The organism is Paracoccus homiensis (assembly GCF_900111675.1).
In the GTDB taxonomy this organism is placed as follows: domain Bacteria; phylum Pseudomonadota; class Alphaproteobacteria; order Rhodobacterales; family Rhodobacteraceae; genus Paracoccus; species Paracoccus homiensis.
On sequence record NZ_FOHO01000004.1, the window covers coordinates 185,287 to 205,670 of the forward strand.

Below are 20,384 nucleotides of genomic sequence, written 5' to 3' on the forward strand. Positions count from 1 at the left end.
TTGCTTTCACAACGATATATTCGTTGCAATCGCAATGAATCGGAACAGGAGGCCGCATGACCACCCACGACCTGCCCAAGGGCATGATCCGCGCCGCCGGCACCACCGGAACCCATGCGGGCTACATGCCCGGTTTCGGCAATGATTTTGAAACCGAGGCCCTGCCCGACGCCCTGCCCCAAGGGCAGAACAGCCCGCAGAAATGCAATTACGGTCTTTACGCCGAACAGCTGTCCGGCACCGCCTTCACCGCGCCGCGCGGCCAGAATGAACGCACCTGGTGCTATCGCATCCGGCCTTCGGTCCATCATACCGGGCGCTTTTCGCCCATCGAGGTGCCGCATTGGAAGACGGCACCGAATATCGTGCCGAACGTGACCAGCCTTGGGCAATATCGCTGGGACCCGATCCCGGTGCCGGATCAGCCGCTGACCTGGATCACCGGCATGCGCACGATCACCACGGCGGGCGACGTGAACACCCAGACCGGCATGGCCAGCCATGTCTATCTGGTCACGCAATCCATGCAGGATGAGTATTTCTTTTCCGCCGACAGCGAATTGCTGGTCGTGCCGCAGGAAGGCCGGCTGCGGTTCTGCACCGAACTGGGCGTGATCGACCTTGAGCCCAAGGAAATCGCGATCCTGCCGCGTGGGCTGGTCTACCGGGTCGAGCTGCTGGACGGCCCCGCCCGCGGCTTTGTCTGCGAGAACTATGGACAGAAATTCGACCTGCCCGACCGCGGCCCGATCGGCGCGAACTGCCTGGCGAACCCGCGCGACTTCAAATCCCCCGTCGCCGCCTTCGAGGATCGCGAAGTGCCCAGCCGCGTCGTCATCAAATGGTGCGGCCAGTTTCACGAAACCCATATCGGCCACAGCCCGCTGGATGTGGTGGCGTGGCACGGCAACTATTGCGCCTACAAGTATGATCTGCGGACATACTCCCCTGTTGGCGCGATCCTGTTCGACCATCCCGATCCGTCGATCTTCACCGTGCTGACCGCCCCGTCGGGTCAGGCGGGCACCGCGAATATCGATTTCGTGCTGTTCCGCGAACGCTGGATGGTGGCGGAACACAGCTTCCGCCCGCCCTGGTATCACAAGAACATCATGTCCGAACTGATGGGCAATATCTACGGTCAGTATGACGCCAAGCCGCAGGGCTTTGCGCCGGGCAGCATCAGCCTGCACAATTGCATGTTGCCCCATGGCCCGGATCGCGATGCCTTCGAAGGTGCCAGCAACGCCGATCTGAAACCCGAAAAGCTGGACAACACCATGTCCTTCATGTTCGAGACCCGCTTTCCGCAGCATCTGACCGAATACGCCGCCAAGGAGGCCCCGAGGCAGCAGGAATATATCGAGGTCTGGCAGCATCTGGAAAAGAAGTTCGACGGCACGCCCGGCGTGAAATAGCCCGACCGTCAGACGACGGGCACGCCCGCCTCGTCCTTGAGGGTTTTCAGCACGATTTCGGACCGCACCTGCGACACCTGTGGGTGCGGCAACAGATGCCGATGCATGAAATCGGCGAACACATCCAGATCGCGTGTCCGGACATCCAGCACATAATCCGCATCGCCCGAGACCGAAAACGCGCTGCGGATCTGCGGATGGCTGGTCACGAAACGGGCGAAGTCGTTTTCCTTCGACTGGCCGTGGCTGGACAGGTTCACCCGCACCACCGCCCGAAACCCGTAGCCCAGCTTTGCCGCGCTAAGCCGCGCGGCATAGCCCTGGATCACCCCCGCCTGTTCCAGTGCGGCACGTCGGCGCGAACATTGCGAGGCGGACAGGTTCACCACCTCTGACAGGCTGGCATTGGTCATCGCGCCATCGCGCTGCAATGCAACCAGAATCGCGACATCATAGCTGTCCAGCTGCATTACGCGCATCCAATCCAATCTACATGCATGTTTCATGCGATTAATTGCGCCCATCCGCGCCAATTGCAAGCTTTGTGCAGGTCAATTGCGGGACACTGGCTTCAACGCAACAGGATGAAAGCAGGAGGAACGCATGGGCCCCTTTCCCCACAACGCCCCGAAAGCCACGATCAGCGCCGCCAACCCGGCCGGCACCGACGGGTTTGAATTCGTCGAATATGCCCATCCCCAGCCCGAAAAGCTGGACCAGATCTTTCGCCAGATGGGCTTTGCCCCGGTCGCGCGGCACAAGACAAAGAACATCACGCTGTATCGCCAGGGCGACATCAACTATCTGCTGAACGCCGAAGCTGACAGCCATGCCGCAGGCTTTGTCGAGGAACATGGCCCCTGCGCCCCGGCCATGGCCTGGCGCGTGGTCGATGCGCAGGTGGCGCTGAAACGTGCGCTGGATCTAGGCGCGACCGAATATACCGGCGACGGCAAATCCATCGACGCACCCGCGGTTTACGGCATCGGGGGGTCGCTTCTGTATTTCATCGACCGCTACGGCACGGAAGGCAGCGCCTATTCCGCCGATTACGACTGGCTGGACGAGGTCGATCCGCGCCCCAAGGGGTTTGGCTTCTACTATCTGGATCACCTGACCCATAACGTGATCCGCGGCAATATGGACACGTGGTACAAGTTCTACCACGACACCTTCAATTTTCGCGAGATCAAGTATTTCGACATCAAGGGCAAACAAACCGGCCTTGTCAGCCGCGCCCTGACTTCACCTGATGGCAAGATCCGCATTCCCATCAACGAAAGCACCGACGATCACAGCCAGATCGAGGAATATCTGCGCGAATACAATGGCGAAGGCATTCAGCACATCGCCATCGCGTCCGAGGATATCTATGCCGGGACCGATCAGATCGCCGAGGCCGGGATGGACTTCATGCCCGGACCGCCCGACACCTATTACGAAATGTCGCACAAGCGCGTGAAAGGCCATCAGGAACCGATCGACCGCATGAAGGCGCGCGGTATCCTGATCGACGGCGAAGGGGTCGTCGGCGGTGGTGAAACCCGCATCCTGCTGCAGATCTTTTCAAAGACGGTGATCGGGCCGATCTTCTTCGAGTTCATCCAGCGCAAGGGCGATGACGGCTTTGGCGAGGGCAATTTCCGCGCCCTGTTCGAGTCGATCGAAGAAGATCAGATCCGTCGCGGCGTGCTGACGACCTCGGACTGATCGCGGGCATGAGCTGGACCGACTACAGCAGCGCCCCCGCCCCCGGCACCGTGATCTGCCCCGCAGATCAGGTGACTGGGGTGCTCGCGGTGACTGTCACCTCGGATCGGGGGCAGTTCCCGGTCCTTGTGCTGCGTCAGGGCGACGGGATTGGTGCCTTCGTGAACGCCTGCCCGCATCAGTATCTGCCGCTGGACTATCGTGGCGATCAATTGCTGTCGGCGGACGGAACCGCATTGCTGTGCACCGCGCATGGCGCACGCTTTGACCGGGAAACCGGCCAGAATATCGCGGGTGCCGATTGCGGGCTGGACCCGGTTCCAGTTCGCATCGAAGGCGGCAATGTCGTGATTGCCGCTTAGAACCGAAAGCCCCCGGATATCGGGGGCTTTTCCTTGCTGCCAAGGCCTTGTGCGCCGCGCCTGCCCCCCGTCGCGCCCCCGGTTTTTCCAACGTTGGACCCCAAAACCGGGAACGGTTTCGCCGCTGATCGGTTTGGAACCGACAGACAGAGGGACGCGGATGACAGCAGGCAAGCGATCACAACGACCGGGTAATCGCGCATGAGCGACCTACAATGCGACGTCGCCGTAATCGGCGCGGGCACCGCCGGCATCTCGGCCGAGAGGGCGGCGCGTGGCGCGGGGGCCTCGACCCTGCTGATAGATCCGAATTTCGCGGGCACCGTCTGCGCGACCGTCGGCTGCATGCCCTCGAAACTGCTGCTGGCCGCGGCGAAACGCGCCCATCATGCCCGCACCGCCGACATTTTCGGCATATCCGCGCCGCCGCAGATCGACGGCAAGGCGGTGATGCAGCGCCTTCGACGCGAACGCGACCGTTTTGCCCAAGGCGTTCGCGACGGGTTCAAGCGGCTGCCGCAGGGCGTCGCGATCACGGCGCGGGCGCGATTTGCGGGGCCGAACCGCCTGCTGTTGGATGACGGGCGCAGCGTCACCGCCGCGCGCACGGTCATCGCGACCGGATCGGCCCCCGCGATCCCCGGTCCTTTTCAGCATTTGGGCGATCTGATCCTGACCAATGACAATGTTTTCGAACTGCCCGACCTTCCCGAAAGCCTTGCGGTGATCGGCGCGGGCGTCATCGGGTTGGAACTGGCGCAGGCCATGGCGCGTCTGGGCGTGCGGGTTGCCGTCTTTGATCGGGCAAACCAGATCCGCCTGTCACGCCAGCCGGCGATCAATCAGGCGATCGCGCAGGCGCTTGGTGCGGAATTCGCCATCCATCACGGCAGTTCGCCCACGCCGTCCCGCGTCGACGGCAAGCTGCGATTGGACTGGGGTGCAGGGCGCAGCGACATGTTCGATCATGTGCTGATCGCCGCAGGCCGTCCGCCGCAAGTGGCGGGGCTGGATCTGGACCGAACCGGCGCGACACTGGACGAACGGGGTATGCCCACCTTTAACGACCAGACCATGCAGATCGAGGATCTGCCGATCTTCATCGCGGGCGATGTGAATGGCGCGCGTCCGGTCCTGCACGAAGCCTCGCAGGAAGGCGCGATTGCCGGGCGAAATGCCGCGCGGTTTCCACAGGTCCAACCTTTTGACCGATCACCGCAATTCACCATCACTTTTACCGATCCACCGATTGCCCGCATCGGCAAGGGTCCGGATGACGCCGCCTGTGTCGGCCTGTCGGATTACGGCAATCAGGGCCGCGCGCGGGTCGAGGATCAGGCGCAGGGCAGCGTGCATCTTTATGCCGATAGTCAGGACCGCCTGATCGGCGCCGACCTGTTCGCGCCCGGCGGCGATCACCTGGCGCATCTGCTGCTTTGGGCGGTGATCGAGGGGGCGACCGCCACCGAACTGCTGAACCGACCGTTTTATCATCCCACGCTGGAGGAAGGCCTGCGTTCCGCATTGCGCCAGATCTGCAGGGCGTCCGACACCGCCCTTCCCCCCAATCAGGATTGCGGCAATCCGCCGGGCAGCTAGAAAGGGCCGACCATGACAGAAACGATCATTGATCTTGGTCAGGGTTTCTGGTCGATCCGTGGCGATCTTCGGCTGGGTGGCGTGGTGAATGTCGGCACGCAGGCCTCGCTGATCCGCCGATCAAACGGGCGTTTCGTGATGCTGGACAGCTACCGACCGTCGGGCGCGGTGCATCGCGACCTGATGGCACTGACCGAAAATGGCCGCGCGGTCGAGGCGGTGTTGAACCTGCACCCGTTCCACACGCTGCATTGCAAGGCAATGGCGCAGGAATTGCCGAACGCGACCTTCTATGGCTCGGCCCGGCATCGCGCGAAGGCGTCGGACCTGAACTGGGCCGACGATCCGGTCGAAAGCCCCGCCGTCGCCGCATTGTTCCCAGAGTTGCAGTTCTCGCTGCCCGCCGGGATCGATTATATCAGCGGCAATGAAAAGGTGCATGCCGGATCGCTGCTGGCCTACCACCCCGCCAGTCGCAGCCTGCATGTCGATGACACGCTGAATGTGCTGCCGATTCCGAGGTGGCTTCGCAGTCTGCTGGGCCTGCCGCGCCTGTCCTTCCACCCCACGGTGAAAAGCGCGCTGAAACCTCAGGCCGGGGCGGCGGCCAGCTTCTGCGACTGGGCCGATGACCTGGCGGACCGTTGGGCCGACACCCGCAATCTGTGTGCGGCGCATTCCGCGCTGATCCGTCTTGATGATGGAGAATTCGCCGCCAGCCTGCACGCCATCACGGCACGGCAACGGCGGAAATTCAGAAAGGCCGGGTTGATCGGCGCTGCATAGGTCCGTCTTGCGTTACACCCGCCCTGAAAGAAGAAACCCGCCCAAAGGGGCGGGTTTCGTGATTTTCTAGCCGCCGAAATCGTCCAGCATGATGTCTTCGCGATCGACCCCAAGATCCAGCAGCATATTGATGACCGACTGGTTCATGATGGGGGGGCCGCACATGTAATATTCGCAATCTTCCGGGTTCGGATGATTCTTCAGATATTCTTCGAACAGCACATTGTGGATGAAGCCGGTATAGCCACCCCAATCGTCCTCGGGCAGGGCGTCGGACAACGCGACATGCCAGGTGAAGTTCGGGAACTCTTTGGCCAGCTCGTCGAAATCCTCGACGAAGAACATCTCGCGCTTGGACCGGGCCCCGTACCAGAAGGTGATCTTGCGATCCTTGTTCTTCAGGCGCTTAAGCTGGTCGAAGATGTGGCTGCGCATCGGCGCCATGCCCGCACCGCCGCCGATGAAGACCATTTCCTTTTCGGTCTCGCGGGCGAAGAATTCGCCGAATGGGCCCGAAATGGTGACCTTGTCGCCGGGTTTCAGGTTGAAGATATAGGACGACATCTTGCCCGGCGGGATGCCCTCGGTGCGCGGCGGCGGCGTGGCGATCCGGACGTTCAGCATGATCATGCCCTTTTCATCCGGATAGTTCGCCATCGAATAGGCCCGCTCGATCGGTTCATCGACGACGGACTCGTATTGCCAGATGTTGAACTTGTCCCAGTCCTCGCGATATTCTTCCTGCACATCGAAATCGCTGTATTTCACGCGATGCGCGGGGGCCTCGATCTGGATATAGCCGCCGGCGCGGAAATTCACGTCCTCGCCTTCGGGCAGTTCCAGAACCAGCGCCTTGATGAAGGTCGCGACGTTTTCGTTGGAACGCACGGTGCATTCCCACTTTTTCACGCCGAAAACTTCTTCGGGCACCTCGACATGCATGTCCTGCTTGACCGCGACCTGACAGGACAGGCGGTCGCCGCAGGCGGCCTCGCGCTTGGTGATGTGGCTTTCCTCGGTCGGCAGGATCGAGCCGCCGCCTTCCAGCACGCGCACGCGGCACTGGGCACAGGTGCCGCCACCGCCGCAGGCCGAGGGCACGAACAGCTTTTCGGCCGCAAGAGTCTGCAACAGCTTGCCCCCTGCGGGGACCGAGATGGTCTTTTCGCCGTTGATGGTGATGTTGACGTTGCCCGACGACACCAGCCGCGAACGTGCGACCAGGATGATCGACACCAGGGCGACGACGATCAGCGAGAAGAGCAGGACGCCAAGAGAGAATGTCTGCATCGAATGCTCCTCAGAGGTTGACGCCAGAGAAGGACATGAAGGCCATGGCCATCAGTCCTGCACTGATGAAGGTGATCCCCAGACCCTGAAGCCCCTCGGGGATGTCAGAGTATTTCAGCTTTTCGCGCACACCGGCCATCGCCGTGATCGCCAGCGCCCAGCCAAAGCCCGAGGACAGGCCATAGACGGTCGATTGCGCCAGGTCATAGTCGCGTTCCACCATGAACAGCGACCCGCCCAGAATGGCGCAGTTCACCGTGATCAGCGGCAGAAACACCCCAAGCGCGTTGTAAAGCGGCGGGAAATACTTATCGAGGATCATTTCCAGGATCTGAACCATCGCGGCGATCACCCCGATATACGAGATCAGGCCAAGGAAGGTCAGGTCCACATCGGGAAAGCCCGCCCATGCCAGCGCACCGGGCGCCAGCAGATAGGTCAGGATCAGGTTGTTGGCCGGAACCGTGATCGCCTGAACCAGCGTCACCGAGATGCCAAGCCCGATCGCGGTGCCGATCTTCTTCGACACGGCCAGAAAGGTGCACATGCCAAGAAAGAAGGCCAGCGCCATGTTCTCGACAAAGATGGCCTTCACGGCAAGAGAGACGAGTGCTTCCATCAGTGGGCCTCTACCGTCTGAATGCGATATTCACGCTCTTCGACCTGCTCCGGCTTCCAGGTACGGAAGGCCCAGATCAGCAGACCGATCACGAAGAAGGCCGAGGGCGGCAGCAGCAGCAGGCCGTTTGGCACATACCAGCCACCGTTGTTGACCGTCTCGAAGATCGTGATGCCGAACAGCGAGCCGGAACCGAACAGCTCGCGGATGGTGCCGACCAGCATCAGGATCAGGCCATAGCCCAGACCGTTGCCGACGCCATCGACGAAGGACGCGAAGGGCGGGTTCTTCATGGCAAAGGCTTCGGCCCGGCCCATCACGATGCAGTTGGTGATGATCAGGCCGACAAAGACCGACAGCGTCTTCGAGATTTCATAGGCATAGGCTTTCAGAACCTGATCGACCACGATCACCAGCGAGGCGATGATGATCATCTGCACGATGATCCGGATCGAGGACGGGATCTGGCTGCGCAGCACCGAAATGAACATCGACGAAAACGCGGTCACGGTGGTCACGGCGATGGTCATCACCAGCGCAACCTGCATCGACGAGGTCACGGCCAGGGCCGAGCAGATGCCCAGCACCTGCAAGGTGATCGGGTTGTTGTCGACCATCGGGTCGACGAGCATGCTCCGATAGGTCTGGGCCATCAGATTTCTCCTGCTCTTACACGTTCCAGGAAGGGCTCGAAGCCGCGCTCGCTCATCCAGAAGCGGACGAGGTTGTCGACCCCGCGCGAGGTCAGCGTGGCCCCCGACAGCGCGTCGACGTAATAGTCGCGACCGGCTGCGGGCGGGGTCTTGGCGACGGTGATCGCCAATTCGCCCTCGCCATCATCGGTGCGCAGCTTCTTGTCGCGCCACAGCGCCTTCCAGCGGGGGTTGTCAACCTCGGCGCCAAGACCCGGCGTTTCGGCATGTTCATAGAACTGCAGGCCGTAGATGGTGTTGCCGTCCTCTTCGATGGCCATGAAGCCATAAAGCGTGGACCACAGGCCATAGCCATAGACAGGCAGGATCACCTTATCCAGCGTGCCGTCTTCGTTGCGCAGCAGATAGACGGTGACGTAATTGGCCTGACGGCCGATGCTGGCGGGGTCATCCTCCAGCGGGGCGGACAGGGTCAGGTCATCGGCTGCGGCACGGTCGTCAAAGCTGTCGGCTTCGAACTGATCGGTGAATTCACCGCTTGCCAGTTCCAGCACATGCGGCTCGAACGCGTCAAAGGCCTCGGCCACGTCGATGCCGTCTTCATAGACACCGGCGACCTGCAGGATGTTGACCTGCTTGTCCAGCGCGGCATTGCGTTCCTGCAACGGGCGCAGCGACACCGCGGCCGAGGACACGACCATCGAAGCCACAAGGCACAGGCCCAGGGCCACGACGACGGTCTTGACCGTGTTGTCGGCTGGCGCGTCCAGAAAGCGGCGCAGCAGGCCCTTGCGGGCCACGACCTCGCCCTCGGGGGCGGGAATGTCGCGATCGGGCGGGTTCATCTCGGGGGTGAACTGCGCCTCATCGGACGGGTTCTGGTTATCCTTGTCAGGCATGCCGACGAGCCCTCCTGCGGATATTGGCCTGCACGACGAAATAGTCGATCAGCGGGGCGAAAACATTGCCGAAGAGGATGGCCAGCATCATGCCTTCGGGGAAGGCCGGGTTCACGACGCGGATCATCACGACCATGAAGCCGATCAGCGCGCCATAGATATAGCGGCCCAGATTGGTATGCGATCCCGACACCGGTTCGGTCACCATGAAGACCAGACCGAACGCATAGCCGCCCATCACCAGATGCCAGTACCAGGGCGTGGCGAAGGCCGGATTGCTGTCCGATCCGATCCAGTTCAGCAGCGTCGAAAAGGCGATCATGCCCAGCAGGCAGCCCACGACCATGCGGTGATTGGCGATCCTCGTCAGCAACAGGAAGGCAAGGCCCAGAAGACAGGCGATGGTCGAGGTTTCGCCCATGCTGCCCTGAATCGTGCCGACAAAGGAATCCATCCAGGTGATACCATAGGTCGCCAGTGCGGCGGGGCCTTCGGCGGCCGTGACGGCCAGCGCGGTCGCGCCCGAAAAACCGTCAACCGGGGTCCAGATCGTATCGCCCGACATATAGGCGGGATAGGCGAAATACAGGAATGCCCGTCCGACCAGCGCCGGGTTCAGGAAGTTCTTGCCGGTGCCGCCGAACACTTCCTTGCCGATGACCACGCCAAAGGAAATCCCCAGCGCGACCTGCCACAGCGGCGTAGAAGCCGGCAGGATCAGCGTGTACAGCATCGAAGTGACCAGAAAGCCCTCGTTGACCTCGTGGCGGCGGACGGTGGCAAAGACCACTTCCCAAAAGCCACCCGCGACCAGCGTCACGATATAGATGGGCAGGAAATACAGCAGCCCGTGCAGCATGTTGGCCAACGGGTTGGTGGCATCAAAGCCGATGCCCAGCCCCTCGATGATGGCGGCACGCCAGCCCGAAGCCCCGAATTCGGCAATCGCCATATTCGTCTGCAGGCCGACATTATATAGGCCGAACAGGATACAGGGGATGGTCGCGATCACGACATAGGTCATGATCCGCTTCATATCGATATAGCTGCGCGCATGCGGCGCGGCGGTGGTGACGGTCTTTGGCGTGAACAGGAAGCTCTCGACCATTTCGTAAAGCGGGAAGTAGCGTTCGTACTTGCCCCCCTTTTCGAAGCTGGGCTCGATCCTGTCGAAGAAGCTGCGCAAACCCATATGTCAGCCCTCCTTCTCGATCTTGGTCAGGCAGTCGCGCAATGCCATCCCGTATTCATATTTGGCAGGGCAGGCGAAACCGACCAGCCCCAGATCTTCCTCGTCCAGTTCCAGCGCGCCAAGCGCCTGTGCCTGATCGGTGTCCATGACCAGCAGCGCACGCAGCAACTGGGTCGGCAGGAAGTCCTGCGGCATCAGCTGTTCGAAGGTGCCGATCGGCACCATGGCGCGGCGGCCGCCATTCAGGTTCGTGGTCAGGCGGTACAGCTTGGTGGCAAAGGCCGAACCAAGCACCGGCTGAAACGCGAATTTCGAGGGCATCGGACGGATCCAGCCCATCGGGATCTGCTTGTGATCCTCCTCGATCAGGGTGATCTGGCGGGCATATCGGCCCAGATAGGCGTCAGCGCCCTCGCCCGCGCGGCCACTGAGGACCGAACCCGAAATCACGCGCATCGGCAGACCTTCGGGATTGTCCTGCGCACATAGCTGTCCCATCGACGCGCCCGCGACGGTGCGCACCAGACGCGGCTTGCTGGCCAGCGGGCCGGCCACGGCGATCACACGGCTCATGTCCAGACGGCCCGTCAGCATCAGGCGACCGATGGCGATCACGTCCTGATAGCCGATCGTCCAGACCGTCTTGTCGGCTGTCGGCGGGGCCAGGAAATGGATATGCGTGCCCGGCAGACCTGCCGGATGCGGACCCGAGAAGGTGGCGGCGCTGACACCCGCGACATCACCACCCGGCACATTGGCCCCGGCCTCGTGGCACAGGAAGGTGCTGCCCTCGGTCAGAAGGGCGATGGCTTCCAGACCGCGAACAAAGGCATCGGCGGATTCCGCGATGATCGGCGCGGGGTCCGGCGACAGCGGCTCGGTATCCATGGCGTTCACGAAGATCGCGGCGGGACGGCTGGCGGCATCGGGCACCTTGGAATAGGGCCGCGTGCGGAACGAGGTCCACAGACCTGCCGCGCACAGACGCTGCGCCACACCCTCGGCGGTGGTGACATCCCCAAGCGCCGAAAAATCGACGGCAGGCGCGGCGGCCTCGTCGATTTCGATCTCGACGCTGATCAATTTGCGCCGCGCGCCGCGATGGATTGCCTTGATCCGCCCCGACACGGGCGAGGTGATCAGCGCGTCGGGATTGTCCTTGTGGGACAGGATCGGTGCGCCCGCCCCGACGATATCGCCTTCCTCGACCGCAAGCCGCGGCTTCAATCCAAGATAGTCTGCGCCCAGCAGCGCGACCGTCCTGATGTCTGCATTTACCGGTGGGCCGTTTTCGGCTGCCCCCTCGATCGGAAGATCGAGACCTCTTTTGAATGAGTAGTGTTGCACTTGGATCGCCATCTGTTTAGTCGCGCGTCTTATGCAACGCCGGGCCGCCAAACAAAACCGGGTGAAGCGCCGCACCACGCATTTTTTTTCACCCGACGCCGGTTGCGGCTGTAAAACTCAGCCCATATTGAGACGCAACGCCCAATTTCCCGGAGGCATGTCCCGTGTCCGTCACTCAGCGATTCTCTCGGCGCTCGTTCCTGATCCTGTCGACCGTGTCGGCCACCGCCCTTGTTTCCGGCAAGGCCGAAGCCAAAGAACCTCTCCGCCTGTCGGGCCCGACGATGGGCACGACCTATAATATCGTCGCGGTGCCCCACGGACAGGATATCGACAAGGACGCCCTGCAATCGGCCATCGACGCCGCACTGGCCAAGGTCAATGCGCAGATGTCGAACTGGGACGAGACCTCGGAAATCTCGCGGCTGAACGCCGCGCCCCAAGGCGAACTGGTCGTATTGTCGCCCGAATTGTCGGAGCTTCTGCACAGCGCGATGCAGGTGCATGAGGTCAGCGAGGGCCGCTTTGACATTACCGTCGGCCCGCTGATTGATGCCTGGGGTTTTGGCTCTAAAGATGCCGGACCGCGCGTTCCCAGCGACAGCGAGATCGAACAGGCGATGGCCCGCAGCGGCCAAAGCCGCGTTCTGGACCTGTCGGACGACGGGCTGCGCAAGACGGCCGACGGGGTGGAAATCTATCTGTCGGCGATCGGCAAGGGCTATGGCGTGGACCGCGTCGCCGATGTGATGCGCGATTTCGGCCTGAAAGATTTCATGGTCGAGATCGGCGGCGAAATCTATGCCTCGGGCCGCAATGCGGGCGGCACGCCGTGGCAGATCGGGATCGAGTCGCCCCTGGCCGGCGATCGTGCCCTGCACAGCGTGGTCGATGTGTCGGGCATGGGCATGGCGACATCGGGCGATTACCGCAATTTCTTCGAGGTGGATGGCAAGCGCTATTCCCATATCATCGACCCGGCGACCGGCCGCCCGATCCTGCATCAGACCGTATCGACGACCGTGCTGGCCGATGACGCGATGACCGCCGATGCATGGGCGACCGCGATGCTGGTTCTTGGGCGCGAACGTGGCGTGCAGATCGCGGATGAACAGGGGCTTGCCGTTCTGTTCATCGACCGCGACCCCGACCAAGGTTTTGTCGCCACCGCCAGCCGCCGCTTTGGCGAACTGCAACCGGACCAGTAAGGAGGTCGCCATGGAAACCGCCGCCCTCGCATTCTTTTTCCTGTGCCTGATCATGCTGGGCATGGCCGTCGGCGTGATCTTTTCCGGTCGCCGCATCAAGGGCAGCTGCGGCGGGTTGAACGCTATCGGCGACGCCGACCAATGCCTTGTGTGCAAGAAGGAAATCGATCCCGAAAGCCCGTTGCGCGAACGACTGGCCTGCCCGCGCGCCCGCCAGATGATGGAGCGGATGGAGGCCGAGGCCTAGGCGGTCGACCCTAGTTCGGGCCGGACATCGGCACCAGCCCAAGGATCAGAAAGGCGGCGGCGGCGATCAGCCCGGTCGCCCAAAGCTGCCAGCGCGGCCCTTCGTTCTTCCAGACGGCACGATAGCGATAGCCCGCAAGGCAGCCCAGAACGAACAGAATTGTCGCGCTTGTCGGGGTAAGTAGCGGCAAGGTCGAAAAAATCTGAACCACTCCTGTGCTTATGCGGTTTAGACTAGGTCGCATAACCGCTGAAACAGCGACAAGCAAGGAGCCATGACCATGCCCGAATCCTATCGCCCGCATCTGCGCAAGGACGACGCCGAGCACCGCACCGCAAGCCAGTCGGTTTCGACCAATACGTCGAACGCGAATGCGCAGGTGGGGGATCTGCTGCATGAAAAGACCGGGGACTTGTACACGATCCGCCCGCAGCAGACCCTGCACGAAGCGGTCGAGATGCTGCGCGACCACAATATCGGCGCGCTGCCGGTGACAGATGCCAATGGCGCGCTGATCGGCATCCTGTCCGAACGTGACATCGTGCGCAAACTGGCCGAAACGCCGGGACGCACCCTGCCGCACAAGGTCGAAGAGGTGATGACTCGCAATGTCGAAACCTGCACCGCAGAGGAACCGCTGGTCACCGTCCTGACCCGCATGACCCAGGGGCGTTTTCGCCACATGCCCGTCGTCGAGGGAGAGTCGCTGGTCAATCTGGTCACGATCGGCGACGTGGTGCATTTCCGCCTGACCCAGCTGGAACTGGAAGCGTTGCAAATCAAGCAGTTGATCGTCGGATGACGTGACATTCTTCCGGGACGCCCCTTGATAATCAACGGGCGGCCCGGTCCTATTGGCGGCAACAGGACCGGCCACCAAAGGACCCCCGCATGACCACCCGTCCCGATCGCCCATTGGGCGCCATTCCGCTTGAAACCATGGCAAAGCTTTCAGGGCTGGAGCTGTTCACCAGGATGATCGCGGGGGAACTGCCCTCTCCGCCGGTCTCGGAAGTGTCGAACCAGTGGATGACATCGGTAGAGAAGGGTCGCGTGACCTGGACCTGCTCGCCCCCTGCGAATTTCGTCAATCCGATGGGCGGGGTGCATGGCGGCTGGGCGATGACGGTTCTGGACAGCGCACTGGCCTGTGCGGTGCATTCGGCGCTGCCGGCCGGTCGCGGCTATACCACGGTCGAGGTCAAGACAAACCTGACGCGCGCCCCCAGGCTGGGTGAGACATATACCTGTCTGGGCGAGGTCATCACCCTTGGCCGCAGCATCGGCACATCCGAAGCCAAGCTGGTCGATCAGGATGGCCGCGTCATGGCCTTTGGCACCACGACCTGCCTGATCATGGACATGCCCGGCTAGGCCAGCGTCTGCCCCAGCCAGTCCAGAAAGACCGCCAATCGCCGCAAGCCCGACGCACGGGTCAGATACAGCGCAGAAATAGCAAGGGGTTGTGCATCCAACTGGTCGGGGAACAGCTCGACCAGGCGACCCTGCGCGATGTCGTCGGCCACCATGAAATCGGAAAACCGCGCGATCCCCATGCCGCCCAGCACAAGGCTGCGTACGGCCTCGCCATTCGCAGCCTCGACCGATGAGGTCAGGGCAAGGGGTGCCTCTGATCCGCGAAACCGCAGGCTGTTGATATGGTCGGGCGCGGTAAAGCGCACCTGTGACAGGCGCAGCAGATCGGCGGGCGTGTCGGGCCAGCCGCAGCGATCCAGATAATCGGGGGCGGCGCACAATTTCCACGGGGTCCGGCCCAGCCGACGGTGCAACTGATCGCCATTGCCAAGCGGGCCAAAGCGGATCGCCACATCGGCATGGCTGTCGATCAGGTCCACCGGGCGGTCGGTCATGTCCAGCGTGACGTGAACCTGCGGATATTGCCGGTGAAAATCGGCCAGTCGTGGCGCGATCACATGCAGAACGAAAGGCACCGGGGCGTTCACCCGCAGCGGCCCGCGCGGTGTGCGGCTGCCATGCGCCAGATCGGCCAGTGACTCCGTCTGTCGCACGATGTCCTGCGCCGTTTGCAGCAATTGCCGCCCCTCGGGCGTCAGTTCGATGGCGCGGGTCGATCGCCGCAACAGGCTGACCCCAAGCAACTGTTCCAACCGCGTCACCGTCCGGCTGAGTGTCGAGGGCGCGACCCCCAGCCGGCGCCCGGCCTCGGCAAAGCCGCCATCCTCGACCACCGCGACAAAGGCCGCCAAATCGCGCGTTTGAGGCAATTCGTGCATTTGACGCAAAGACCCTTTGCCAACCTGTCTGTTCACGCAAAAGCCTAACCGATCCATATGGGCCGGGAAACCGAAACAGGAGTTTCCCCAATGCCACTCGCCCTTCTGGCGCTGACAATCAGCGCCTTTGCCGTCGGCACGACCGAGTTCGTGATCGTCGGCCTTATCCCGACCATCGCCGCCGATCTTGGCGTTTCCCTTCCCTCGGCCGGCCTGCTGGTCAGCCTTTATGCGCTTGGCGTGACCATCGGTGCACCGGTTCTGACCGCAATGGCAGGCCGGATGCCGCGCAAGACGCTGCTGCTGTCGTTGCTGGTGCTTTTCATCGCGGGCAATGCCTTTGCCGCCTATGCACCGGGCTATAACAGCCTGATCGTCGCCCGTTTCCTGACCGGGTTGGCCCATGGCGTGTTCTTTGCCATCGCCTCGACCATCGCCACGGATCTGGTCGAGCGTGAAAAGGAAAGTTCGGCCATCGCGATGGTCTTTCTTGGCCTGACCGTTGCGCTGGTCACCGGTGTTCCGCTGGGAACCTGGATCGGCCAGATCTTTGGTTGGCAATCGACCTTCCTTGGCGTTGTTGCGCTTGGCGTCATCGGTCTGATCGCCTCGGCCGTGCTGGTGCCATCGAACCTGCGTCAGGGTTCGGCGCCGGGATTACGCGAACAGGCCCGCGTGCTGACCTCGCCCCGGCTGCTGCTTGTCTATCTGATCACCGCGGTCGGCTATGGCGGCAATTTCATCGCCTTCACCTATCTGGCACCGATGCTGACCGATGTGACCGGCCTCAGCGTGGGTGCGGTCAGCCTGGTCATCCTGCTTTATGGCGCGTCGGTTGCCGTGGGTAATATCGTTGGCGGCAAGCTGGCCGATCGCATGGGGGCCGTGCCCGCGCTGACCTTGATCTTCGTCGGCCTGACGGTCGTGTTGTTCGCCCTTGGCCTTGTCCTGACCTCGCCCGTCGCGACCATTGCTGTGATTGCGGTCTGGGGTGGCTTTGCCTTTGCCAATGTGCCGCCCTTGCAGGTCTATGTGGTGCAGATTGCCCGCGAGGTTTCGCCCGACTCGGTCGATGTCGCGTCTGGCCTGAATATCGGCGCATTCAATCTGGGCATTGCGCTTGGCGCGTGGGCCGGTGGCCTGATCGTCGAGGGTCTCGGCCTTGCCGCGGCCCCCTATCTTGGCGCGCTGGTCGTTGCCGTCGGCATCCTGCTGACCCGCCTGTCGGGGCGTCTGGACCGCAGCTCCGCGACCGGCAGCCGTACCGTTCCCGCAGAATAAAGGAAGATCGACATGAGCATCTTGAATATCGGACCTGCCGCCATTCCCAGCCTTGGCCTTGGCACCTTCAAGATGAAGGAGGGCGAAGCGCGCGAGATCACCAAGGCCGCATTGGCCGAGGGCTATCGCCATATCGACACCGCGCAGGCCTATGAAAACGAGATCGAGGTGGGCGAGGGCATCCGTGCCTCGGCCACGCCGCGCGACCAGATCTTTCTGACGACCAAGATCCTGCCACGCGACTTTGCCGCCGCCGATTTCCGCAAGGCGGCCGAGGCCAGCCTGAAGGCGCTTGGCACCGATTATGTCGACCTGCTGTTGCTGCACTGGCCGTCAAAAGAGGTCGCGCTGTCCGAAACCCTGCCGGTGCTGGATCAGCTGATCGACGAGGGCAAGGTCCGCTTTGGCGGCGTGTCGAACTTTACCATCCCGATGCTGGAACAGGCCCGCGACATCCTGCAAGCGCCGCTGGCCGCCAATCAGGTCGAGATGCATCCCTTCATCGACCAAACCAGGCTGCGCGCCTTCATGCAACAGGCGGATATCCCGTTGCAGGCCTATGCCCCGCTGGCACAGGGGCGCGTGATGGAAAACGCGGTCATGGCCGAGATCGCCGAGACGCATCAGACCAGTGCCGCCGCGATTGCCGTCGCATGGCTGCTGCACAAGCCCGGTGTGATCGCCCTGCCGAAAACCGCCAAACCCTCGCGTCTTGCGGGCAATCTGGCGGCTGCGGAAATCGCGCTGAGCCCTGACCAGATCGCGCGGATCGACGCGCTGGTTCGGCCCGATGGCCGTATCGTCGCCCCTGAAGGTCTTGCGCCCGACTGGGACGACTGACCCAGCCAACAGCCCCGCCCTGACCGGCGGGGCCTCAGGCCTGTGGCAGGACCAGCCCCGCGCAGGCCGCGCTGTCACCGCCACAGCAATCCTGCAACAGGAACCGCACCAGTCCATTCACCGCCTGAAAGCTGGGCGCATAGAACACCTCGCGGTGCTGCCGTTCGCTGGTGACCAGACCGGCGCGTTTCAGCACCGCAAGATGCCCCGACAGGGTCGAGGGCTTCAGGTCCAGAAGCCGCCCCACCTCCATCGCCGGGGTGCCGTCGGGGCCGCGCTGAACCAGCAGGCGAAAGATGGCAAGCCGCGTATCATGGGCAAGGGCGCCAAAGGCGTCGATGGCAAGGTTCTGATCCATATTTCGTAAATACGCGAAATGACGGATATTGACAAGCCGTGCGCCACAGGCCTAGAAGGCATCAATTCGCAATTTCGCGAAATGACGAAATCATGACAGCCGCCGCACCGGAGATCCGCATGACCGACACCCCGGCCCCCGCCCCAATGGGCAGTTTCGAACGCCTGCTGACCGTCTGGGTCGCGCTGGCCATGGTGGCGGGCATCGCCATCGGCACTCTGGCCCCCGGCCTGGTCCAGGGCATTGCCGGGGCCGAGATCGCCTCGATCAACATGGTGGTCGCGGTGCTGATCTGGGCGATGGTCTATCCGATGATGGTCAGCGTCGATTTCGGCGCCGTGGCCGGCGTTGCCCGCCAACCCAGGGGCCTGCTGGTGACACTGGTGGTGAATTGGCTGATCAAGCCTTTCACCATGGCGCTGCTGGCGGTTCTGTTCTTCGATCACATCTTTGCGCCCTGGATCGCGCCGCAGGATGCCGCCCAATATATCGCGGGCCTGATTCTGCTGGGCGCCGCGCCATGTACCGCGATGGTCTTTGTCTGGGCACAGCTGACACGGGGCGACGCGACCTACACGCTGGTGCAGGTGTCGGTGAACGACCTGATCATGGTCGTGGCCTTCGCCCCGATCGTGGCGCTGCTGCTGGGCGTGACCGAGATCGTCGTGCCCTGGGACACGCTGGTCCTTGCGACGCTGCTTTATGTCGTGCTGCCCCTTGTCGCCGGATTGATCACCCGGCGCGTGCTGGGCTCGGCGCGGGCGATCGACGCGTTCACCGCCCGGATCAAGCCGCTGTCGATGATCGGGCTGATCGCGACGGTCGCGATCCTGTTCGGGTTGCAGGGCGACACGATCCTTGACCGTCCGGGCGTCATCCTGCTGATCGCGGTGCCGATCCTGATCCAAAGTTACGGCATCTTCGCGCTGGCCTATGGCGCGGCCTACCTGATGCGGGTGCCGCACAAGATCGCCGCCCCCTGCGCGCTGATCGGCACCTCGAATTTCTTTGAACTGGCCGTCGCCGTCGCGATCAGCCTGTTCGGCTTGAACTCGGGCGCGGCGCTTGCCACGGTCGTCGGCGTGCTGGTCGAAGTGCCCGTGATGCTGTCGCTGGTGGCCTTTGCCAACCGCACCCGTTACCGCTTTGCCAAGGACTGAGCCATGATCGTCATTCATCACAATCCCAAATGCGGCACGTCGCGCAATGTGCTGGCCTTCATCCGCGCCAGCGGGGTCGAGCCGGTGATCATCGACTATCTGCAGGAAGGCTGGACCCGGCCACAGCTTCTGGCGCTGTTCGCGGCGGCGGGGCTGACACCGCGACAGGCGTTGCGCGACAAACGCTCGCCCGCCGAGGAAATGGGGCTGCTGGCCCAAGGCGTCACCGATGACGATCTGCTGGACGCGATGATCCGTCATCCTGTTCTGGTCAACCGTCCCATCGTGTGCAGCCCCAAGGGCGTGCGCCTGTGCCGTCCGTCCGAAACCGTTTTCGATCTGCTGGACAACTTGCCCAACGGCGTGATCCGCAAAGAGGACGGCCAGATCGTCAACACCGAAACCAAGGCCCGCGCATGACCGACACCCCACAGATCAGCGAAGCCGGCTTTGCCGCGATCGACCCCGATCAACTGTTCCCCACCACCCGCAGCCGACACGCCCCGCGCATCCTGATCCTCTACGGATCGCTGCGCGACCGCAGTTTTTCGCGCTTTGCCGCCGAAGAGGCCGGTCGCATCCTGACCCGTCTGGGCGCCGATGTGCGGATCTTCGATCCCCGCGATCTGCCCCAACCCGACACGGTGCCGCTGGACCACCCCAAGGTCGCCGAACTGCGCGATCTGGTGCAGTGGTCGGAAGGCATGGTCTGGTCCTCGCCTGAGCGGCATGGCGCCATGACCGGCATCATGAAAAGTCAAATCGACTGGATTCCCCTGTCGCTGGGATCGGTGCGGCCGACGCAGGGCAAGACGCTGGCCGTGATGCAGGTCTGCGGCGGGTCGCAATCCTTCAACACGGTCAATCAGCTGCGCATCCTTGGCCGCTGGATGCGGCTGCTGACGATTCCGAACCAATCCTCGGTCGCGAAGGCATGGGACGAATTCGACGAGGATGGCCGCATGAAGCCCTCGCCCTATTACGACCGGATCGTCGATGTGATGGAAGAGCTGGTGAAATTCACCCTGCTGACCCGCGACATCAAGGATCATCTGGTCGACCGCTATTCCGAACGTGTCGAAAGCCACGACGCGCTGTCGCAGCGCGTCAATCAGGCAAAGGCCGTCGCGAAGTAAAGGGCGCGGCGCGGAACGACCCGG

The 20,384-nt window shown here is 62.7% G+C and carries 24 protein-coding genes; 14 read left to right on the forward strand and 10 right to left on the reverse strand.

What is annotated here, in order from left to right:
* Window positions 1-56 precede the first annotated feature (56 nt).
* On the forward strand, window positions 57-1,418 hold the full coding sequence (hmgA, locus tag BMX67_RS07650) for a homogentisate 1,2-dioxygenase (protein WP_090733806.1): 1,362 nt from the start codon (window positions 57-59) through the stop codon (window positions 1,416-1,418).
* Window positions 1,419-1,426: 8 nt separating this feature from the next.
* On the opposite strand, the gene BMX67_RS07655 is transcribed toward hmgA, so the two are convergent.
* Window positions 1,427-1,897, reverse strand: coding sequence for an Lrp/AsnC family transcriptional regulator (locus BMX67_RS07655; protein WP_090733807.1), 471 nt, complete (start codon window positions 1,895-1,897; stop codon window positions 1,427-1,429).
* Between the two features lie 124 nt (window positions 1,898-2,021).
* On the opposite strand from BMX67_RS07655, the gene hppD reads away from it, so the two are divergent.
* The 4 genes from hppD to BMX67_RS07675 all read left to right on the forward strand — a co-directional run bounded on the left by hppD (window position 2,022) and on the right by BMX67_RS07675 (window position 5,875).
* Complete coding sequence (hppD, locus tag BMX67_RS07660) at window positions 2,022-3,128, forward strand: 4-hydroxyphenylpyruvate dioxygenase (protein WP_090733809.1); 1,107 nt, start codon at window positions 2,022-2,024, stop codon at window positions 3,126-3,128.
* An 8-nt stretch (window positions 3,129-3,136) separates the two neighbouring features.
* Entirely contained in the window at window positions 3,137-3,490 is a 354-nt protein-coding gene (locus BMX67_RS07665; RefSeq protein ID WP_090733811.1) for a Rieske (2Fe-2S) protein, read from the forward strand.
* A 201-nt stretch (window positions 3,491-3,691) separates the two neighbouring features.
* Window positions 3,692-5,089, forward strand: coding sequence for a dihydrolipoyl dehydrogenase (locus BMX67_RS07670; RefSeq protein ID WP_090733813.1), 1,398 nt, complete (start codon window positions 3,692-3,694; stop codon window positions 5,087-5,089).
* Between the two features lie 12 nt (window positions 5,090-5,101).
* Window positions 5,102-5,875 carry a hypothetical protein gene (locus tag BMX67_RS07675; RefSeq protein WP_090733814.1) on the forward strand — a complete coding sequence of 258 codons (774 nt, stop codon included), beginning with the start codon at window positions 5,102-5,104 and terminating at the stop codon, window positions 5,873-5,875.
* Between the two features lie 66 nt (window positions 5,876-5,941).
* Here the strand turns inward: BMX67_RS07675 and nqrF are convergent, their stop codons facing one another.
* Genes nqrF through BMX67_RS07705 form a run of 6 tightly spaced genes read right to left on the reverse strand, consistent with a single transcriptional unit; the run spans window position 5,942 to window position 11,887 of the window.
* Window positions 5,942-7,165 (reverse strand): NADH:ubiquinone reductase (Na(+)-transporting) subunit F, encoded by a 1,224-nt coding sequence (gene nqrF, locus BMX67_RS07680; protein WP_090733815.1) that lies wholly within the window; start codon window positions 7,163-7,165, stop codon window positions 5,942-5,944.
* Window positions 7,166-7,175: 10 nt separating this feature from the next.
* On the reverse strand, window positions 7,176-7,784 hold the full coding sequence (nqrE, locus tag BMX67_RS07685) for an NADH:ubiquinone reductase (Na(+)-transporting) subunit E (RefSeq protein ID WP_090733817.1): 609 nt from the start codon (window positions 7,782-7,784) through the stop codon (window positions 7,176-7,178).
* Window positions 7,784-8,437 carry an NADH:ubiquinone reductase (Na(+)-transporting) subunit D gene (locus BMX67_RS07690; protein ID WP_090733818.1) on the reverse strand — a complete coding sequence of 218 codons (654 nt, stop codon included), beginning with the start codon at window positions 8,435-8,437 and terminating at the stop codon, window positions 7,784-7,786. Before BMX67_RS07690 ends, nqrE begins: the two co-directional genes overlap by 1 nt.
* Entirely contained in the window at window positions 8,437-9,282 is an 846-nt protein-coding gene (locus BMX67_RS07695; protein ID WP_245739324.1) for a Na(+)-translocating NADH-quinone reductase subunit C, read from the reverse strand. The genes BMX67_RS07690 and BMX67_RS07695 overlap by 1 nt, the downstream gene beginning before the upstream one ends.
* Window positions 9,283-9,328: 46 nt before the next feature.
* Window positions 9,329-10,528: an NADH:ubiquinone reductase (Na(+)-transporting) subunit B gene (locus BMX67_RS07700; RefSeq protein WP_090733820.1), complete on the reverse strand. Its 1,200-nt coding sequence runs from the start codon at window positions 10,526-10,528 to the stop codon at window positions 9,329-9,331.
* A 3-nt stretch (window positions 10,529-10,531) separates the two neighbouring features.
* Entirely contained in the window at window positions 10,532-11,887 is a 1,356-nt protein-coding gene (locus BMX67_RS07705; RefSeq protein WP_425438971.1) for a Na(+)-translocating NADH-quinone reductase subunit A, read from the reverse strand.
* Between the two features lie 152 nt (window positions 11,888-12,039).
* On the opposite strand from BMX67_RS07705, the gene BMX67_RS07710 reads away from it, so the two are divergent.
* Both BMX67_RS07710 and nqrM read left to right on the forward strand, forming a co-directional pair.
* Entirely contained in the window at window positions 12,040-13,083 is a 1,044-nt protein-coding gene (locus BMX67_RS07710) for an FAD:protein FMN transferase (protein ID WP_090733822.1), read from the forward strand.
* 10 nt (window positions 13,084-13,093) lie between these two features.
* Entirely contained in the window at window positions 13,094-13,330 is a 237-nt protein-coding gene (gene nqrM, locus BMX67_RS07715) for a (Na+)-NQR maturation NqrM (RefSeq protein ID WP_090733823.1), read from the forward strand.
* 10 nt (window positions 13,331-13,340) lie between these two features.
* Here the strand turns inward: nqrM and BMX67_RS07720 are convergent, their stop codons facing one another.
* Window positions 13,341-13,541, reverse strand: a complete 201-nt coding sequence (locus BMX67_RS07720) for a hypothetical protein (RefSeq protein WP_245739307.1) — start codon at window positions 13,539-13,541, stop codon at window positions 13,341-13,343.
* 69 nt (window positions 13,542-13,610) lie between these two features.
* On the opposite strand from BMX67_RS07720, the gene BMX67_RS07725 reads away from it, so the two are divergent.
* Together BMX67_RS07725 and BMX67_RS07730 are read left to right on the forward strand one after the other, a co-directional pair.
* Entirely contained in the window at window positions 13,611-14,132 is a 522-nt protein-coding gene (locus tag BMX67_RS07725; RefSeq protein ID WP_090734048.1) for a CBS domain-containing protein, read from the forward strand.
* An 89-nt stretch (window positions 14,133-14,221) separates the two neighbouring features.
* Entirely contained in the window at window positions 14,222-14,704 is a 483-nt protein-coding gene (locus BMX67_RS07730; RefSeq protein WP_090733824.1) for a PaaI family thioesterase, read from the forward strand.
* Here the strand turns inward: BMX67_RS07730 and BMX67_RS07735 are convergent.
* Window positions 14,701-15,558: a LysR family transcriptional regulator gene (locus tag BMX67_RS07735; protein WP_245739315.1), complete on the reverse strand. Its 858-nt coding sequence runs from the start codon at window positions 15,556-15,558 to the stop codon at window positions 14,701-14,703. The genes BMX67_RS07730 and BMX67_RS07735 overlap by 4 nt on opposite strands.
* Window positions 15,559-15,675: 117 nt before the next feature.
* On the opposite strand from BMX67_RS07735, the gene BMX67_RS07740 reads away from it, so the two are divergent.
* Both BMX67_RS07740 and BMX67_RS07745 read left to right on the forward strand, forming a co-directional pair.
* Window positions 15,676-16,866 (forward strand): MFS transporter, encoded by a 1,191-nt coding sequence (locus tag BMX67_RS07740; RefSeq protein ID WP_090733827.1) that lies wholly within the window; start codon window positions 15,676-15,678, stop codon window positions 16,864-16,866.
* A 12-nt stretch (window positions 16,867-16,878) separates the two neighbouring features.
* Entirely contained in the window at window positions 16,879-17,706 is an 828-nt protein-coding gene (locus tag BMX67_RS07745) for an aldo/keto reductase (RefSeq protein WP_090733829.1), read from the forward strand.
* 34 nt (window positions 17,707-17,740) lie between these two features.
* Here BMX67_RS07745 and BMX67_RS07750 read toward each other — a convergent pair whose 3' ends face one another.
* A complete protein-coding gene (locus BMX67_RS07750; RefSeq protein ID WP_090733830.1) occupies window positions 17,741-18,064 on the reverse strand; it encodes an ArsR/SmtB family transcription factor in 324 nt (107 codons plus the stop codon).
* A 146-nt stretch (window positions 18,065-18,210) separates the two neighbouring features.
* On the opposite strand from BMX67_RS07750, the gene arsB reads away from it, so the two are divergent.
* From arsB to arsH, 3 genes are read left to right on the forward strand one after another with little or no spacing between them, the layout of a single operon-like run.
* Complete coding sequence (arsB, locus tag BMX67_RS07755; protein ID WP_217645817.1) at window positions 18,211-19,224, forward strand: ACR3 family arsenite efflux transporter; 1,014 nt, start codon at window positions 18,211-18,213, stop codon at window positions 19,222-19,224.
* A gap of 3 nt (window positions 19,225-19,227) precedes the next feature.
* The gene (gene arsC, locus BMX67_RS07760; RefSeq protein ID WP_090733832.1) at window positions 19,228-19,644 is read left to right on the forward strand and encodes an arsenate reductase (glutaredoxin); all 417 of its coding nucleotides are present in this window, start codon (window positions 19,228-19,230) and stop codon (window positions 19,642-19,644) included.
* On the forward strand, window positions 19,641-20,360 hold the full coding sequence (gene arsH, locus BMX67_RS07765; RefSeq protein ID WP_090733833.1) for an arsenical resistance protein ArsH: 720 nt from the start codon (window positions 19,641-19,643) through the stop codon (window positions 20,358-20,360). Before arsC ends, arsH begins: the two co-directional genes overlap by 4 nt.
* Window positions 20,361-20,384: the final 24 nt, after the last annotated feature.

Excerpts from the sequence above, each read along its gene's own strand:
- hmgA (WP_090733806.1), top strand. The coding sequence starts at position 57 with ATGACCACCCACGACCTGCCCAAGGGCATGATCCGCGCCGCCGGCACC.
- BMX67_RS07655 (WP_090733807.1), bottom strand. The coding sequence starts at position 1,897 with ATGCGCGTAATGCAGCTGGACAGCTATGATGTCGCGATTCTGGTTGCA.
- hppD (WP_090733809.1), top strand. The coding sequence starts at position 2,022 with ATGGGCCCCTTTCCCCACAACGCCCCGAAAGCCACGATCAGCGCCGCC.
- BMX67_RS07665 (WP_090733811.1), top strand. The coding sequence starts at position 3,137 with ATGAGCTGGACCGACTACAGCAGCGCCCCCGCCCCCGGCACCGTGATC.
- BMX67_RS07670 (WP_090733813.1), top strand. The coding sequence starts at position 3,692 with ATGAGCGACCTACAATGCGACGTCGCCGTAATCGGCGCGGGCACCGCC.
- BMX67_RS07675 (WP_090733814.1), top strand. The coding sequence starts at position 5,102 with ATGACAGAAACGATCATTGATCTTGGTCAGGGTTTCTGGTCGATCCGT.
- nqrF (WP_090733815.1), bottom strand. The coding sequence starts at position 7,165 with ATGCAGACATTCTCTCTTGGCGTCCTGCTCTTCTCGCTGATCGTCGTC.
- nqrE (WP_090733817.1), bottom strand. The coding sequence starts at position 7,784 with ATGGAAGCACTCGTCTCTCTTGCCGTGAAGGCCATCTTTGTCGAGAAC.
- BMX67_RS07690 (WP_090733818.1), bottom strand. The coding sequence starts at position 8,437 with ATGGCCCAGACCTATCGGAGCATGCTCGTCGACCCGATGGTCGACAAC.
- BMX67_RS07695 (WP_245739324.1), bottom strand. The coding sequence starts at position 9,282 with ATGAACCCGCCCGATCGCGACATTCCCGCCCCCGAGGGCGAGGTCGTG.
- BMX67_RS07700 (WP_090733820.1), bottom strand. The coding sequence starts at position 10,528 with ATGGGTTTGCGCAGCTTCTTCGACAGGATCGAGCCCAGCTTCGAAAAG.
- BMX67_RS07705 (WP_425438971.1), bottom strand. The coding sequence starts at position 11,887 with ATGGCGATCCAAGTGCAACACTACTCATTCAAAAGAGGTCTCGATCTT.
- nqrM (WP_090733823.1), top strand. The coding sequence starts at position 13,094 with ATGGAAACCGCCGCCCTCGCATTCTTTTTCCTGTGCCTGATCATGCTG.
- BMX67_RS07725 (WP_090734048.1), top strand. The coding sequence starts at position 13,611 with ATGCCCGAATCCTATCGCCCGCATCTGCGCAAGGACGACGCCGAGCAC.
- BMX67_RS07730 (WP_090733824.1), top strand. The coding sequence starts at position 14,222 with ATGACCACCCGTCCCGATCGCCCATTGGGCGCCATTCCGCTTGAAACC.
- BMX67_RS07740 (WP_090733827.1), top strand. The coding sequence starts at position 15,676 with ATGCCACTCGCCCTTCTGGCGCTGACAATCAGCGCCTTTGCCGTCGGC.
- BMX67_RS07745 (WP_090733829.1), top strand. The coding sequence starts at position 16,879 with ATGAGCATCTTGAATATCGGACCTGCCGCCATTCCCAGCCTTGGCCTT.
- BMX67_RS07750 (WP_090733830.1), bottom strand. The coding sequence starts at position 18,064 with ATGGATCAGAACCTTGCCATCGACGCCTTTGGCGCCCTTGCCCATGAT.
- arsB (WP_217645817.1), top strand. The coding sequence starts at position 18,211 with ATGGGCAGTTTCGAACGCCTGCTGACCGTCTGGGTCGCGCTGGCCATG.
- arsC (WP_090733832.1), top strand. The coding sequence starts at position 19,228 with ATGATCGTCATTCATCACAATCCCAAATGCGGCACGTCGCGCAATGTG.
- arsH (WP_090733833.1), top strand. The coding sequence starts at position 19,641 with ATGACCGACACCCCACAGATCAGCGAAGCCGGCTTTGCCGCGATCGAC.